This window comes from Archangium lansingense (genome assembly GCF_026626635.1).
GTDB lineage: Bacteria > Myxococcota > Myxococcia > Myxococcales > Myxococcaceae > Archangium > Archangium lansingense.
Genome location: NZ_JAPNKA010000001.1, coordinates 6748196 through 6763645, shown reverse-complemented (window position 1 = coordinate 6763645; position 15450 = coordinate 6748196). Strand labels below are relative to the sequence as shown.

Below are 15450 nucleotides of genomic sequence, written 5' to 3'. Positions count from 1 at the left end.
CGGGGGTCGACGGCCTTACGCTTCGGGCGGGAGGCTCAGCCCACGACGCACGAGAGCTCGGGGCTCGGGAGGTCGGCGGGCGGCACCACCAACGGTTGGCTCAGCACCACCGTCTGCTTGCCGGACAGCTGGTTCGGCGTGGCGCTCTCCACCAGCACCTTCACGAAGGCTCCCGCCGGCGCGTCCCCGTCGAAATTGACGGTGCGGTTCTCCGGCGTGCGCCCGAAACGCTTGAGCGGGTTGTAGCGCGAGTGGCCCTCCACCAGCACCTCCACCTCCTGCCCCACCTGCGCCGCGGTGATCTCCCCGCTGATGCGCCGCTGAATCTTCTGCAGGCGCTCCAGCCGCTCGATCTTCACCTCGTGGGCCACCAAGCCCCACTCGTCCTCCTTCAGCGCCGCGCCCGTCTTCGGCCGGGGGCTGTAGATGAAGGAGAACTGGTTGTCGTAACGGACCTTCTCCGTGAGCTCCAGCGTGAGGGCGAAGTCCTCCTCCGTCTCTCCCGGGAAGCCGACGATGATGTCCGTCGTCACCGCGATGCCCGGACGCGCCGCGCGCAGCTTCTCCAGCCGCTCCAGGTACTGCACCACGGTGTAGTCGCGCCGCATCCGCTTGAGCACCGGGTTGGAGCCGCTCTGCACCGGCAGGTGGAAGTGCGGCGTGATCTTCGGCTGCGTCCGGAAGGCCTCGATCAGCTCGTCGGACAGGTCGTGCGGGTGGCTCGTGGTGAAGCGCACGCGCTCGATGCCCGGTACCTCCGCGGTCCGCAGCAGGAGCTGCGCGAAGCTGATGCCACCCTGGTACGAGTTCACGTTCTGCCCGATGAGCGTCACCTCGCGCACGCCCACCTTCGCCAGGTCCGCCACCTCGGCGAGCACGTCCGGGAAGGGCCGGCTCACCTCGCGGCCGCGGGTATGCGGCACCACGCAGAAGGAGCAGACATTGTCGCAGCCCTTCATCACCGTGACGAACTCGGTCACCTTGCCGCGGCTCGTCTCGGGGTCCGCGCGCGGGAAGACGTACTCCTCCGAGTCCACCCAGGCCGTCTCCACCACGCGCTCGCGCTCGCCCTGCACGCGGCCGATGATGTCCGGCAGCTTGGCGATGGAGTCCGGACCGAAGACGAAGTCCAGGTAGGGCACCTTCTTGAGGAGCTTGTCCTTCTCCTGCTGGGCCACGCACCCACCGACGCCCAGCAGCGTGCCCCGGGCGAGCTTCACCGTGCGGTAGCGGCCCAGGGCCGACAGCATCTTGTCCTCGGCCTTCTCACGGATGGAGCAGGTGTTGAGGATGATGAGGTCGGCCTCCTCCGGCACCGGCGTGGGCCGGTATTCCAGCTTGCCGAGTACCTCGCTCATGCGGAGCGAGTCGTTGACGTTCATCTGGCAGCCGAAGGTGTGGATGAAGTAGCGCTTCATGGGTCTTTCCGTACGGAGAACGGGCCCTTATCCGACGAGCCCCGGCGGATTGCAATGGTTCCAGCGCCCAGGCAGGGGCGCGGGCGAGCCCCTCCTACGCCCGGGTGAGGGCCTTCTGCATCCGGGTATGGAGGGCCACCAGACGGTCCTCGTGCTGGTTCATCAGATCGATCGCCTCCTGCCCGTAGCGCCGGGCCAGGGGCTCCAGGTCCTCGATGCGGCGCAGCTCGTCACGGGCCTTGCTGGCCTTCTCGGACGAGGTGGCATCGGACTGCTGCTCCAGCTCCGCCAGCCGGGTGCGCAGCCGGCGAGCCGTCCAGTGATGGCCGCTGTAGGCGCGCAGCATGGCGTTGCCCAGCTCCACCACCTTCACCGCCAACCCGGAGGCCTTCAGGCCGAGCTCGTGCGCGGTGGTGAGCGCATTGGGCTCTACCGGGGACTGCCCCTGCTCCAGGTGGGAGAGGAAGGCCTCCTGGTAGCGGATGAGACCCTCCAGGTCTGCCTGGGTGAGGGCGTGGGCGGCGAACCGCAGCGTCCGGGAGTCAGCAGCCCCCATGGCGCTGGCCTGCGACACCTCGAGATCATCGAACATGGAACGGGACATGGCTGTCTCTCTCAGGCGGGGACGAGCTGCTCCGCGATGCGGGACAGATCGGACACGGAGTTCACCACCACCGTCTGGTGGCACTCCTTCGAGTAGGTGAGCATCTCGCTATCCCCGAAGCCCCAGTTGGGACGATCCTCGGGGCAGATCCACAGGAGCCGTTTGCACTTCTGCTTCAGGTCCTTGAGGGCCCAGGCGTTGTTGGCGTTGTAGTTGTTGCGACCGTCCCCGATGATCATCACCGTGGTCCGGCGGGTGATGCTGCCGAGCTGATCCCTCGCGAACATGGCCAGCGCGCGGCCGTAGTTGGAGTTGGCGGTGAGCGAGACGGCCTGACCCATGGTGGCCAGATCGATCGCCTTGTCCACGTCCTGCTCCTTGAAGTACTGCGTCACGTCGCCCACGTCCGACACGAAGACGAACGAGCGCACACGCACGAAGAGTGACTGCAACGTGTAGGTGAAGAGCAGCATCATCCGTGAGGCGTTGCGCACCGAGTCCGAGACGTCGCAGAGGACGACGACCTCGGGGCGCTCGGGGCGGCGGTCGCGGAACTGGGGCACCATGGGCACCCCACCCCACGGCAGGTTGCGGCGCAGCGTGCGGCGCACGTTCAGCGCTCCCCGCCGGTTCGAGCGTGCTTTGCGGATGAGGCGGGCCTTGAGCTTCTCGGCCAGCGTCTTCACCGCCGTCTCCATCTGGCTCACCTCGGCCTGGCTGAGCTGGAACAGTGGCTTGTCCGCCACCCCGCCCGTGGGCTTGCGGATGCGCGCCTCGGCCTGACGCTTCACCTCACGCCGCGCAGCGTCCTCCACCTTGCGCATGGCCTCGGCCACATGGCGCGAGACGATCTCCACGCCCTCGGCCGGCAGGCCCCGCTTGCGCAACTCGTCCTCGAAGGTCTTCAGCTCTGAACGCGCCCGGTCGATCCCCGCCGCCACCAGCAGCCGCCGCGAGAAGAAGCCCGTCTGCATCGAGCTCTGCATCTGCGACAGGTCCAGCTGCAGCGTGGCCGAGCGGAAGATCTGCGCCAGCCTCGCCCGATCCCCCATCAGCGCCGCCTGGGCCAGCGGGGACAGCTCGGGGAAGAGCTGGTTCATCTGGAACAGCAGCATCGTCAGGTTGTCGCCCTCGATGAGCCCCTGCTCCTGGATCTGCTGCGCCAGCGACTTGTCGAGCGCCTCGAACGTCTTCGCCGCCCCCGAGAAGTAGAAGTCGAAGACCCGGTTGAAGACATCCACGTCCTGGTGGCGCTTCACCATCGTGGTCCGCAGCACCGATCGGAAGATGGCCTTGTCCTGGAGCCCCACCTCGGCGGTGGCCCGCGCCGCGTCCGTGACCTCGGACGTGCTCACACGCACCCCGTTCTGGCGGAGGACCTCGGCGAACTCGACGATGCGTGCGTCCATTGACTGTAGACCCTCACCCCAGCCCTCTCCCAGAGGGAGAGGGGGCTTTACGCAGGCAGCTCGAAGGACATCACGGATTCGACGTGGTGCGTCTGCGGGAACATGTCCACCACCTGCAACGCCAGCGGCTTGTAACCGGCCTCCACCAGGCCCGCAGCGTCCCTCGCCAGCGAGCCAGGATCGCATGCCACGTACACCACTCGCCTCACCCCCAGGGCCTTGAGCCACCGAGCGAGCCCTGGTGCCCCCGTCCGCGGAGGATCCGCCAGGGCCAGGTCGAACCGCTTGCCCTCGCGGATGAGGCCCTCGCACACCTTCCGGGCATCCCCCTGGTGGAAGCGCACGTTCGTCACCCCACCCTCTCGCGCGCTGCGCTGCGCCAGCTCCACCGACGCCGGCGAGGACTCCACCCCCAGCACCGACGCCGCGCTCGCCGCCAGCGGGAACGTGAAGTTGCCGTTGCCCGAGTACAGCTCCAACACCGTGTCCGTCTCTCGCGGGGCCAGCTCGTACACCGCCGACGTCACCAGTCCCACGTTGGCCTCGGCGTGCGCCTGCGAGAAGGCATCCGGCCGCAGGTACAGCGGCACCTCCGGCCGCAGCGGCGACACCGAGCGCAGCACCGGCTTGCCGATGATTCGCGGTGAGCCCTCCTTCGGCACCAGCACCGCGCCCTCCAGCCGAAGCGTGCGCACCGCCGTCTCGCACGCCTCGACATGCCGGGGCGTCGCCTGGCCCTTCAGCAGCACCGCGAAGGCCGCTTTGCTGCCCTCGGCCAGCAGGTGCACCTCTTCCGCGTCCTTCGACACCGGCTTGAGCAGCGGCCCCAGCTTCCCCGGCAGCCCGGCCAGCACCGGCACCAGCGCGCCGCACTCGCTCACTGGCACCCGGTCATGGCTCCGTCGCCCGAAGTAGGCCAGCTCGTCCTTCAGGAGGTGCAGCACCGCCCGCCGCCGGTAGCCGAACTCCGTCGGCGCCATCAACAGGGGCCGCACCGCGAAGCTGTCCCGCTTCAGCCGGCCCAGGTGCTCCAGGGCGGAGAGGACAATCTCCTGCTTCGCGGCGCGCTGGGCGGACTCAGCCAGCTCCAGCCAGTCGCACCCACCACACCGCGCGCTCAGGGCACACGGCGAGCGCCTTCGGTCCGGGCTCGGGGCCACCACGTCGCCGAGCAGGTGCCCGCGCACCACCTTGCCCTCCTGCTCCAGGCGCACGCGCACCCGCTCGCCAGGGAAGGCACCGGGCACGAAGACAGTGCGGCCCTCGTAGGAGCCCACGCCCTCTCCGAGCTGCCCGAGGCGGTCGATCGTCAATTCAATGGGTGTATCCGGCAGCATGGGAAACGGGGAACTGGCAACCCCTCCGGGCGCCATCCTTATTCGACCTCCGCTCCGGTCTGGGTATTCCGCCGCGGCCCCGTGTTCCAGGACCGCGGCGGGTACAGCGAGAGGCCTGGAAGCCTCAGATCTTCATCTCACGCACGTCCGGCGCCACCTTGAAGGTGGGCTCGGTGATGGACCGAACCTGGTCCACCGTCACGCCGGGAGCCAGCTCGCGCAGCACGAGGCCCTCGGGCGTCACGTCCAAGAGGGCGTACTCGGTGACGATGTGGTTGACGCACTTGAGGCCGGTGATGGGCAGGGAGCACTTCTTGAGGATCTTCGGCTTCCCCTCCTTGTTGACGTGCTCCATGGTCACGAAGACGCGCTTGGCGCCCACCGCGAGATCCATGGCGCCGCCCGGGCCCTTCACCATCTTGCCGGGGATCATCCAGTTGGCGAGATCTCCCTGCTCGCTCACCTCCATGGCGCCGAGCACGGCCAGGTCCACATGGCCGCCGCGGATCATCCCGAAGGACAGCGCCGAGTCGAAGAAGGCGGCGCCCTTCACCACCGTCACCGTCTCCTTGCCGGCGTTGATGAGATCCGGATCCTCCTCGCCCTCCACGGGCCAGGCTCCCATGCCGAGAATGCCGTTCTCGGACTGGAACATGATGTCGATGCCCTTCGGAATGTAGTTGGCAACCAGCGTGGGGATGCCGATTCCGAGGTTCACGTAATAGCCGTCGCGCAGCTCCTGGGCGATGCGCTGGGCAATCTGCTCACGGGTCAGGGGCATGGCGTCCTCTCAAGCCTTCTTCTGCACGGTGCGGCGCTCAATCCACTTCTCGAGATTCTTCGACTGGATGATGCGGTGCACGAAGATGCCGGGCAGGTGCACCTGGTCCGGGTCGATCTCGCCGGCGGCCACGATGTGCTCGGCCTCGACGATGGTGACCTTTCCCGCCATGCACATCATCGGCGAGAAGTTGCGGGCCGTCTTGCGGAACACCAGGTTGCCCCACGTGTCCGCCTTCCAGGCGCGCACGATGGTGAAGTCCGCCTTGAGCGGCGTCTCCAGCACGTGCAGCCGCCCATCGAACATCCGCGTCTCCTTGCCCTTGGCGAGCTCGGTGCCCGCGCCCGACGGCGTGAAGAAGCCGGCGATGCCACAGCCACCCGCGCGAATGCGCTCGGCCAGCGTGCCCTGCGGGTTGAGCTCCACCTCGAGCGTCCCGGAGAGCATCTGCTGCTCGAAGACCTTGTTCTCGCCCACGTAGCTGGCGACGATCTTCTTCACCTGGTTGGCCTTGAGGAGAATCCCCAGGCCCAGCTCGGTGGTGCCGCAGTTGTTGGAGATGATGGTCAGTCCCTTGGTCCCCTTGCGGTGCAGCGCCGCGATGAGGTTCTCGGGATTGCCGCATAGCCCGAAGCCGCCGCTCATCAGCGTGGCGCCATCCGGGATGTCGCGGACGGCCTCGTCCGCGCTCGCGATGATCTTGTTCATGAACCCCTCCTACGAGAACGGGGCGAGGGCCCTGTTGAGACCCTCACCCCGCCCCTCTCCCAGGGGGAGAGGGAGTGTTCGTCCCGCGTTGGACTAGCGCTCCACCATCAGCGCGATGCCCTCGCCGCCGCCGATACACAGCGACGCCACGCCCCGCTTCTTGTTCGTGTCCTGGAGCGTGTGCACCAGCGTCACCAGCAGGCGCGCGCCCGAGGCGCCGATCGGGTGGCCGAGCACCACCGCGCCACCGCGCACGTTCACCTTCGAGGCGTCCAGGCCGAGGAGCTTGTTGTTCGCCAGCGCCACCACCGCGAAGGCCTCGTTGATCTCCCAGAGGTCCACGTCGGCGGCCTTGTGGCCGGTCTTCTTGAACAGGTTGTTGATGGAGTCCGCCGGAGCGATGGTGAACTCCACCGGCTTGCGGGCGGCCCCGGCGTAGCCGGTGATGCGGCCCAGGATGGTGCGGCCCTCGGCCTTGGCGCGCTCGGCGCTCATCAGCACCAGCGCCGCGGCGCCGTCGTTGATGGAGGACGCGTTGGCCGCCGTCACCGTGCCGTCCTTCTTGAAGACCGGCTTGAGCGTCGGAATCTTGTCCGGCCTGGCGTTCTTCGGGCCCTCGTCCTCGCTCACCACCACGTCACCGCCCTTGCCACCGGGCACGGTGACCGGGACGATCTCCCGGGTGAACAGGCCGGCCTTCTGCGCCTCGATGGCGCGCTTGGTGGACTCGAGCGCGTACTCGTCCTGGTTGGCGCGGCTGATGCCCTGGCTGACGGCGCACTCCTCGGCACAGTTGCCCATGTGGACGTTCCCGTAGGGATCCCACAGGCCGTCGAGGATCATCGCGTCCTTGAACTCCACGTTGCCCATGCGCGCGCCGCCACGCATGGCGTGGCTGACGTAGGGCGCGTTGCTCATGGACTCCATGCCGCCGACCACGACCACCTCGGCGTCACCCAGCGCGACCGCCTGGGCCCCGGCGATGACCGCCTTGAGGCCCGAGCCGCACACCTTGTTGATGGTGACGGCGGGGACGGTGTCCGGGATGCCGGCATAGATGGCGGCCTGGCGCGCCGGGGCCTGGCCCACGCCCGCCTGCAGCACGCAGCCCATGATGGTCTCATTCACCTGATCCGGGGAGACGCCCGAGCGCTCGAGCGCCGCCTTGATGGCAACCGCGCCGAGCTGCGGCGCCGTCAGCTTCGACAGGGCTCCCTGGAAGGCCCCGATGGGGGTACGGGCCGCGCCCACGATGACCACTTCACGAGCCATGAACTGCCTCCTTGGGATGCTGGGAGATGACTTCAAATAACCGTCGGCAGGGCCCTTATCACTGTGCCTTGTGGGAGGGTCAAGCCTCCTTGCCCGCCCGGGGGCTGGAGCGTCCACTGTCCCGAGAGATGGGCTTCTGGCTCCAAGGACTCCTCGGAATCAACTCATGACACGGCGCGTCGAGGTGTGGAAAAACAAACGGCCGAGCCCCCCCGAAGGAAGCCCGGCCGCTTGTGTGTCCCTCTCGTGAGGGGCGAACCGCTTGATTACTTCTTCAGCTTGCTCGCCATCACGTCGCCGAGGCGCGCCTTCGAGCCCTCAGCCTGGCGGCGGAGGTACTCGCGGTAGTCGTCGCCCTCGCCGATCAGGGCCTTCATCGACAGAGCCACCTTCCGGTCCTGGGTGTTGATGTCGATGATCTTGACCTCAACCTCCTGGCCCTCCTGCACCACGTCACGCGGGTTCTCGACGCGCTCCTCCTTCAGCTCGGAGACGTGCACGAGGCCCTCGATGCCGGGCTCGATCTCCACGAAGGCGCCGAAGTCCGTCACCTTGGTGACCTTGCCCTTCACGCGGCTGCCCACCGGGGTCCGCTCGGACAGCGTGTCCCAGGGATCCGGCTGGAGCTGCTTGATGCCGAGGCTGAAGCGCTCGTTCTCGACGTCGATGTTGAGCACCACCGCCTCAACCTCGTCGCCCTTCTTGAACATCTCGCCCGGGTGCTTGATGCGCACCGTCCAGGAGATGTCGGACACGTGCACCAGGCCGTCCACACCCTCCTCGACGCCGACGAACACGCCGAAGTCGGTGACGTTGCGGATCTGACCCTTGATGACGGAGCCGATCGGGTACTTGTCCTCGAGCAGCGTCCAGGGGTTCTGCTCGATCTGCTTCATGCCCAGCGCGATGCGCTTGGCCTTCGGATCGATGTCGAGAACGACGGCCTCGACCTCCTGGCCGACCTCCAGCATCTTGCTGGGGTGCTTGAGGCGCTTGGTCCAGGACATCTCGGACACGTGCACCAGACCCTCGACGCCCTGCTCGATCTCGATGAACGCGCCGTAGTCGGTGATGGAGACCGTCTTGCCCTTGACGCGCGTGCCGACCGGGTACTTCTCGTCGGCGCGGTGCCACGGATCCTCCTGGATCTGCTTGAGGCCGAGGCTGACGCGCTCCTGCGTCGGGTCGAACTTGAGGACAACGACCCGGACCTCGTCACCCACGTTGAACATCTCGCTGGGGTGACCGATGCGGCCCCAGGACATGTCGGTGATGTGGAGGAGGCCGTCGATGCCGCCGAGGTCGATGAAGGCGCCGTAGTCGGTGAGGTTCTTGACCACGCCCTTGAGGACCGCACCCTCCTTGAGGTTCTTGAGGGTCTCCTTCTTCATCTCCTCGCGCTGCTTCTCGAGCAGCACGCGGCGGGAGAGCACGATGTTGCCGCGCTTCTTGTTGAACTTGATGACCTTGAACTCGAATTCCTTCGAGATGTACTGGTCGAGGTTGCGCACCGGGCGGATATCCACCTGGCTGCCGGGGAGGAACGCCTTCACGCCGATGTCGACGGAAAGGCCACCCTTCACGCGGCCCACGATGGTGCCCTTGACGATTTCATCGCGCTCGCAGGCGGCGCTGATCTCGTCCCAGATGCGCATCTTGTCGGCCTTCTCCTTGGAGAGGACGACCATGCCGGTATCGTTCTCGCGGCTCTCCAGGAGGACCTCGACAGGGTCGCCCGCCTTGACGGAGACCTCGCCGCGAGGGCTGGTGAACTCGGAGATCGGAACCTGGCCCTCGGACTTGTAGCCGATGTCGACGATGGCGTAGTCCTTGGTCACCTGCACCACGGTGCCCTTGACGATCTCGCCTTCCTTGAGGATGCCCTCGCCGCCACGCTCCTTGAGCGAGGCCTCGAACATCGCGGCAAAATCCTCGTCGCCGACATCTCCGATCTGCTGGTTCACATTCTGCTGCATGAGATTGGGAGTCCTTCGAAACGGTACTGCTGCCCCCGGTTGTTGACGGCAGCCACTCGCGGGGAGCTACGAGTGGCCCGCGAGCCGATCCCACAATGAGATTGACTCGAAGGCGCGCACCCTAGACACCGGTTACACCGGCAGTCAAGCGAGCACGCGGTACTTGTTCACAGTCTTGATAATCCGGCCCCGGACAGTCCGGGACCCCCCCGGAGCCCTTTACACCTGTCCCACAGGCCAGGTCGCCCGGGCTCCTGGCGCCTGCCCTGGAGGAGAAGGTGCTACCCCATGGGTAGTTGCACCATCACCCTGGCGCACGAGATCCACCAGGATTGTGGGCCCTCGGCCAGGGGGCGGGCGTTCAGTCGAGCAGCTTGAACGTCTCGCGGGCGATCACCAGGCGCTGCACCTCGCTGGTGCCCTCGTAGATGGTCTGCACGCGGGCATCGCGGAAGTAGCGCTCCACGGGGAACTCGTCGATGTAGCCGTACCCACCGTGAATCTGCACCGCCTTGTCCACCGCGCGGTTGGACATCTCGCTGGCGTACAGCTTCGCCATGGAGGCCTCGCGGGTGAACGGCTTGCCCTCCTCCTTGAGGTAGGCAGCCCGGAACGTCAGCAGCTCGGCCGCCTGGAGCTCCGTGGCCATGTTGGCCAGCATGAAGCGCAGCCCCTGGAACTCGGCGATGGGCTGACCGAAGGCCTTGCGGTCCTTCGAGTAGCGGATGGCAGCATCGAGCGCCGCCCGGGCCACGCCGCACGCCTGCGAGGCGATGCCGATGCGCCCGCCGTCCAGGGCGATCATCGCCAGCTTGAAGCCATCCCCCTCCTTGCCCAGGAGGTTCTCCGCGGGGATCTCCATGTCCTCGAACGTGAGGCTCACGGTGTTGGACCCGCGCAGGCCCATCTTGTCCTCGTGCTTGCCGATGATGAGGCCCTTCGTCCCACCCTCCACGATGAACGCGGAGATGCCCTTGTTCCCCTGCCCGCCCGTCAGGGCCCACACCACCATCACCCCCGCGTAGGCGCCGGAGGTGATCCACTGCTTGCTGCCGTTGAGGACCCACTTGTCCCCGCGCCGCACCGCCGTGGTGCGCATGGCACGCGGATCCGAGCCGGCATGGGACTCGGAGAGCGCGAACGAGCCCACCACCGCCTCACCCGACGTAATCCGCGTGACGTACTTCTCGCGCTGGGCGTCGGTGCCGAACTTGTAGATGAGCTCGGCGCACATGTTGGTGACGGCCATGGCCACCGCGGTGGAGGCGCACGCGGCCGACATCTCCATCATCGCCAGGGAGTAGGAGACGACGCCCGCCTCGGCGCCGCCGTACTGGCCGGGGATGTTCACCCCCATCAACCCCAGGGAGGCCAGCTCCTTGAAGAGCTCGACGGGGAAGAGTTCCTCCTTGTCGAACTTGCGGGCCTGGGGCGCCACGCGCTCCCGCGCGAACTTGCGGGCGGTGTCACGGATGAGCGTCTGCGTCTCGGTGAGCTCGAGGTTCACGGGAGCGGGTCCTACTTGATGGCCTTGAGGTTGAACGGATACTCGATGGGGTACTCGCGCCCATCCGGAGTCTGCGGGAAGTTGATGCCGGAGAGCACGTTCACCACGCACTCGTGCAGCCGCGCGTCCTTGATCGTCGTGCCGTTCTTGGCGACCTTGGCGTTGCGCACGAAGCCGTCGGGCGAGATGGTGAAGGTCGTCATGATGCGGCCCTCCTCCACCTTGTTGCCCTTCGTCGCGAGCAGCTCCTCGTAGCACTCCTGAACGTCACGCGAGTGGTACTGCATCACCTCGCGGATGGAGTCCGGGGTGAAGGGCATGCGGGCGATGTTCGGAGGCGGAGGCCGCACCGGCTCCGCCTTCTTCTTCTCCTGTGCGGGGGCAGCCGCCTCGGGTGCGGTCTCCTTGCCGGACGCGCCCTTCTTCCCAGCCGTGCCCTGCGCGAACGCCAGGCCCGACCCGAGCACCACCACCATCATCAGGGAACGATTCATGGACGACTCGACTCCTAGTCCTTCAACAGGTTGGCCGAGATGACGATGCGCTGAATCTCGCTCGTCCCCTCGTAGATCTCGGTGATGCGCGCGTCGCGCACGTGGCGCTCGACGTCCATCTCCTTGGAATAGCCCATGCCGCCGTGGACCTGCAGGGCCTTGTTGGCCACGCGGCTGGCCATCTCGCTGGCGTACAGCTTGGCCATGGCGCTCTCGGACGAGTGGCGCACGCCCTTGTCCTTGAGCAGCGCCGCGCGCAGCACCAGCAGCCGGGCCGCGTCGATCTCGGTGGCCATGTCGGCGATCATGAACTGGATGGCCTGGTGCTCACGGATGGACTTGCCGAACGTCTTGCGCTCGCCCGAGTAGCGCACCGCCTCCTCGAAGGCCGCGCGGGCGATGCCGAGGGCCTGCGAGGCGATGCCGATGCGCCCGCCGTCCAGCGTGCTCATGGCGACCTTGAAGCCATCGCCCTCCTTGCCCAGCATGTTCTTGGCCGGCACGCGCATGTCCTCGAAGAACATGCTGCAGGAGTGCGCCGCGCTGATGCCCATCTTCTTGTCCGGCTCGGCGCGGATGAAGCCCGGGGTGTTGGTGGGGACCAGGAACGCGGTGATGCCCTTGTTGCCCGCCTCCTTGTTCGTCATCGTGAAGAGCACGATGGCGTCCGCCCGGGGGCCGTTGGTGATCCAGTTCTTCGAGCCGTTGATGACGTACTCGTCACCCTTGCGCACCGCGACGGTCTTCTGGGAGGCCGCGTCGCTGCCCGCCTCAGGCTCGGTGAGGCCGAAGCAGCCCAGCTTCTCGCCCCGGGCGAAGGGCGTGAGGAACTCGGCCTTCTGGGCCTCGTTGCCGAACTTCATCACCGGATCGCAGTAGAGCGAGTTGTTCACGCTCATGATGACGCCGGTGGACGCGCAGCCGCGGCTGATCTCCTCCATCGCCAGCGCGTAGCAGACGTTGTCCAGCCCCGCGCCGCCGTACTGCTCCGGCACCGCCACGCCCAGCAGCGACAGCTCGGCCAGCTTCTTCACCGCATCGGTGGGCCACTGGTGCGTCTCGTCCCACTTGCGGGCGTTGGGGGTCAGCTCGCGCGAGGCGAACTCGCGACACATCCGCTGGATCTCGCGCTGGACGTCGTTCAGCTCGAAGTTCATGGCACTCCTGGTGGGGAAAGGGCGCGAACGTACATATACGGGGCTTCGCCCCTGGGAACAGCTATTGCATGGGGGGCGGGCAAGCGTCAGTTGCCGCGCCCATTAGTCTACCCGGGGCCCCCCGGGACATCCGGCGGGGCGACTCCCCGGTTACTTGCCGGTGAAGCCGGCCGCGCGCTTCTCCAGGAAGGCCTTCATGCCCTCCTTCTGGTCCTCCGAGCCGAAGAGCACCGCGAAGCCCTGGCGCTCCAGCTCGTTGGCCGCCCGGAGATCCTGGTCCGCGCCGAACTCGATGACCCGCTTGGCCTGCGACACCGCCAACGGACCGTTCTTGAGGATCTTCCCCGCCACCGCCTTGCAGTGGGCCAGGAGCTGATCCGCCGGGAGGACGTCGAGGACCAGGCCGATCTCCTTCGCCTTGGCCGCGTCCAGACGCTCACCCGTGAAGACGAGCTCCTTCGCGCGCATCTTGCCCACCACTCGGGTGAGCCGCTGCGTGCCGCCGAAGCCGGGGATGACGCCGAGGCTCACCTCGGGCAGGCCCAGCTTCGCCTTCTCCGAGGCGTAGATGAGATCGCACGCGAGGGCCAGCTCACATCCGCCGCCGAGCGCGAAGCCGTTCACCGCGGCGATCGTCGGGATGGGGAGCTGCTCGAGCGTCGCGAAGGCACGGTGACCCAGGGCGGCGAACTCGCGCGCCTGTGCGGCGCTGATGGACGCCATCTCCGAGATGTCCGCGCCGGCCACGAAGGCCTTGTCGCCGCCGCCCGTGATGATGAGCGCGCGGGCCGTGGCGGGCAGGGAGTTGAACGCGGACTCGAGCTCCTGGAGCGTCTTGCTGTTGAGGGCGTTGAGCGCCTTGGGGCGATCGATGGTGAGGATGGCGATCGCGTCCTCGGTCTCCAGCCGGATGTTCTCGTAGGCCATGTGAGTATCCCCGTCCTAGTACTTGTAGAAACCGCGACCGCTCTTCTTGCCGTACCAGCCGGCGTCCACGTACTGCCGCAGCAGCGGGCTCGGGCGGTACTTGTCGTCACCCAGGCCCTTGTGGAGCACCTCGGCGATGTAGAGCACCGTGTCCAGGCCGATGAAGTCCGCGAGCTGCAGCGGGCCCATGGGCTGGTTGGTGCCCAGCTTCATCGCCGTGTCGATGTCCTCCGCCGTCCCCAGCCCCTCCTGCAGCGCGAAGCAGGCCTCGTTCAGCATCGGGATGAGGATGCGGTTCACGATGAAGCCCGGGAAGTCCTTGGACACCACCGTGGTCTTCCCCATCTTCTCCGCCAGCGCCTTGGTGGTCTGGTAGGTCGCGTCCGACGTCGCCGCGCCCCGGATCAGCTCCACCAGCTGCATCACCGGCACCGGGTTCATGAAGTGCATGCCGATGACGTTCTCGGGGCGCTTCGTCGCCGCGGCGATCCGGGTGATGGGGATGGACGAGGTGTTGGTGGCGAGAATCCCGCCCGGCTTCACCACGCTGTCCAGCTCCAGGAAGATGCGGCGCTTGAGGTCCTCGTTCTCCGTCACCGCCTCGACGGCGAAGTCCACGTCCTTCACCTCGGTGGCGCTGGTGGCGGTGGCCAGGTTCGCGTTCGCCGCCTCGAGCCTGGCCGCGTCCAGCTTGCCCTTCTCCACCAGCTTCTTCAGACCGGCCTTGATGCGCTCGGCCCCCTTGGCGAGACCCTCCTTCGAGACGTCCACCAGGGTGACCCGCAGGCCCGCCTGCAGCGCCACCTGGGCAATGCCCGACCCCATCTGACCTGCCCCGACGACGATGATGTGCTCCGATGCCATGGCGTTCGCGACCCCTTGCTCGGTAAACGAGGAACCGGGCGCGCTATAGCCCTGGCCTCCCCACCGGTCAACGGCTCACGGGCAGTCGTAGCCCCCGCTCGACATGTACATCTTCGTCCCCGAGTGTCAGCCGCTCCACAAGGGGCGGTCGGGACGGTCCGCTCTCACCTCGGGCGAACACCCACACCTCGTATGCCCCCGAGGGTAGATCATCCGTCGTCAGACTGAGAGCGCTCGGCGGCCCCATCTGGAAGGAGCGCGTCTCCCGCTTCACCAGTTCGCCGTCCGCGTTCTTCACCTGGAAGTCGAGCGCCCGAATATCGTTCCAGCCCGGGCCCTCTAGACGCCACACCAGCTCGCGGGAGGGGGCCTGCGTGCCCTGCCACAGCCACAGGCCCAGCCCGATGAGCAACAGGAACGGAAGCCGCTTCAGCAGCGGGTGTTGTCGCCAGTTCCGCCGCGCCTCACCTTCCACGCCCCTACTCCTTCTTCGTCGCGGTCTTCTTACCGCCGCGGCGCGTGTGCAGCTCGGTGACGGTCACCTTGGTACGACCCGGCGTGCCCGTCTCGCCGCTCGACTCCTCGTCCTCGCGGCCTTCGGGAGGCACCAGGCGGATCTGCGCCTTCACCTCGATGGTCATCCCCGACACCAGCTTGAGCAGCTCGTCGCGCAGCTTCTCCGACTGGAGGAAGCGCCGGAGCTCCTCGGAGACGACCCGGCCCACCTCGTCCTTCGTCTTCTCCGCCTGCCCGAGGATGTAGCCGAGCACTTCCTTGGGCAGTTTCAACTGGCCGGCCAGCGAGCGGATGCCCTCCTCCGTCATGAAGAGAGCGCCCAGTCCCGCCACCGCCACCTTGCGCACGAACTCGGGCACGAAGCCCGCGCGAGCCCCCTCCTCCCGCTCCGGCTCGTCTCCGAGCAGCGGGTCGAAGTCGTCGTCTTCTTCGGGAGCCTTGCCAGGCGCCATAGGGGTCCTCGGGGGTCGCGGGGGGCCG

15 protein-coding genes are annotated in these 15450 nt (G+C 67.2%); all 15 read right to left on the bottom strand.

Annotated features, from left to right (window positions below):
- Positions 1 to 35: 35 nt before the first annotated feature.
- Complete coding sequence (gene miaB / locus OV287_RS27415) at positions 36 to 1418, bottom strand: tRNA (N6-isopentenyl adenosine(37)-C2)-methylthiotransferase MiaB (RefSeq protein ID WP_308809745.1); 1383 nt, start codon at positions 1416 to 1418, stop codon at positions 36 to 38.
- A 94-nt stretch (positions 1419 to 1512) separates the two neighbouring features.
- Positions 1513 to 2022 (bottom strand): hypothetical protein, encoded by a 510-nt coding sequence (locus tag OV287_RS27410; RefSeq protein ID WP_267536999.1) that lies wholly within the window; start codon positions 2020 to 2022, stop codon positions 1513 to 1515.
- An 11-nt stretch (positions 2023 to 2033) separates the two neighbouring features.
- Positions 2034 to 3431 carry a VWA domain-containing protein gene (locus tag OV287_RS27405; protein WP_267536998.1) on the bottom strand — a complete coding sequence of 466 codons (1398 nt, stop codon included), beginning with the start codon at positions 3429 to 3431 and terminating at the stop codon, positions 2034 to 2036.
- 47 nt (positions 3432 to 3478) lie between these two features.
- Entirely contained in the window at positions 3479 to 4768 is a 1290-nt protein-coding gene (locus tag OV287_RS27400; protein ID WP_267536997.1) for a class I SAM-dependent RNA methyltransferase, read from the bottom strand.
- 124 nt (positions 4769 to 4892) lie between these two features.
- Positions 4893 to 5549: a CoA transferase subunit B gene (locus OV287_RS27395; RefSeq protein ID WP_267536996.1), complete on the bottom strand. Its 657-nt coding sequence runs from the start codon at positions 5547 to 5549 to the stop codon at positions 4893 to 4895.
- Between the two features lie 9 nt (positions 5550 to 5558).
- Positions 5559 to 6257, bottom strand: coding sequence for a CoA transferase subunit A (locus OV287_RS27390; RefSeq protein WP_267536995.1), 699 nt, complete (start codon positions 6255 to 6257; stop codon positions 5559 to 5561).
- A 93-nt stretch (positions 6258 to 6350) separates the two neighbouring features.
- Positions 6351 to 7529, bottom strand: coding sequence for a thiolase family protein (locus OV287_RS27385; protein ID WP_267536994.1), 1179 nt, complete (start codon positions 7527 to 7529; stop codon positions 6351 to 6353).
- A gap of 266 nt (positions 7530 to 7795) precedes the next feature.
- Complete coding sequence (locus OV287_RS27380) at positions 7796 to 9505, bottom strand: 30S ribosomal protein S1 (RefSeq protein WP_267536993.1); 1710 nt, start codon at positions 9503 to 9505, stop codon at positions 7796 to 7798.
- A 361-nt stretch (positions 9506 to 9866) separates the two neighbouring features.
- Positions 9867 to 11012: an acyl-CoA dehydrogenase family protein gene (locus OV287_RS27375; protein WP_267536992.1), complete on the bottom strand. Its 1146-nt coding sequence runs from the start codon at positions 11010 to 11012 to the stop codon at positions 9867 to 9869.
- Between the two features lie 11 nt (positions 11013 to 11023).
- A complete protein-coding gene (locus tag OV287_RS27370; RefSeq protein WP_267536991.1) occupies positions 11024 to 11506 on the bottom strand; it encodes an AgmX/PglI C-terminal domain-containing protein in 483 nt (160 codons plus the stop codon).
- A 14-nt stretch (positions 11507 to 11520) separates the two neighbouring features.
- The gene (locus OV287_RS27365) at positions 11521 to 12663 is read right to left on the bottom strand and encodes an acyl-CoA dehydrogenase (RefSeq protein WP_267536990.1); all 1143 of its coding nucleotides are present in this window, start codon (positions 12661 to 12663) and stop codon (positions 11521 to 11523) included.
- A 150-nt stretch (positions 12664 to 12813) separates the two neighbouring features.
- The gene (locus OV287_RS27360; RefSeq protein WP_267536989.1) at positions 12814 to 13590 is read right to left on the bottom strand and encodes an enoyl-CoA hydratase-related protein; all 777 of its coding nucleotides are present in this window, start codon (positions 13588 to 13590) and stop codon (positions 12814 to 12816) included.
- 15 nt (positions 13591 to 13605) lie between these two features.
- Entirely contained in the window at positions 13606 to 14454 is an 849-nt protein-coding gene (locus tag OV287_RS27355) for a 3-hydroxyacyl-CoA dehydrogenase family protein (protein ID WP_267536988.1), read from the bottom strand.
- Positions 14455 to 14521: 67 nt separating this feature from the next.
- Positions 14522 to 14929 carry a hypothetical protein gene (locus OV287_RS27350; RefSeq protein WP_267536987.1) on the bottom strand — a complete coding sequence of 136 codons (408 nt, stop codon included), beginning with the start codon at positions 14927 to 14929 and terminating at the stop codon, positions 14522 to 14524.
- 4 nt (positions 14930 to 14933) lie between these two features.
- On the bottom strand, positions 14934 to 15422 hold the full coding sequence (locus OV287_RS27345) for a hypothetical protein (RefSeq protein ID WP_267536986.1): 489 nt from the start codon (positions 15420 to 15422) through the stop codon (positions 14934 to 14936).
- Between the last annotated feature and the right edge of the window lie 28 nt (positions 15423 to 15450).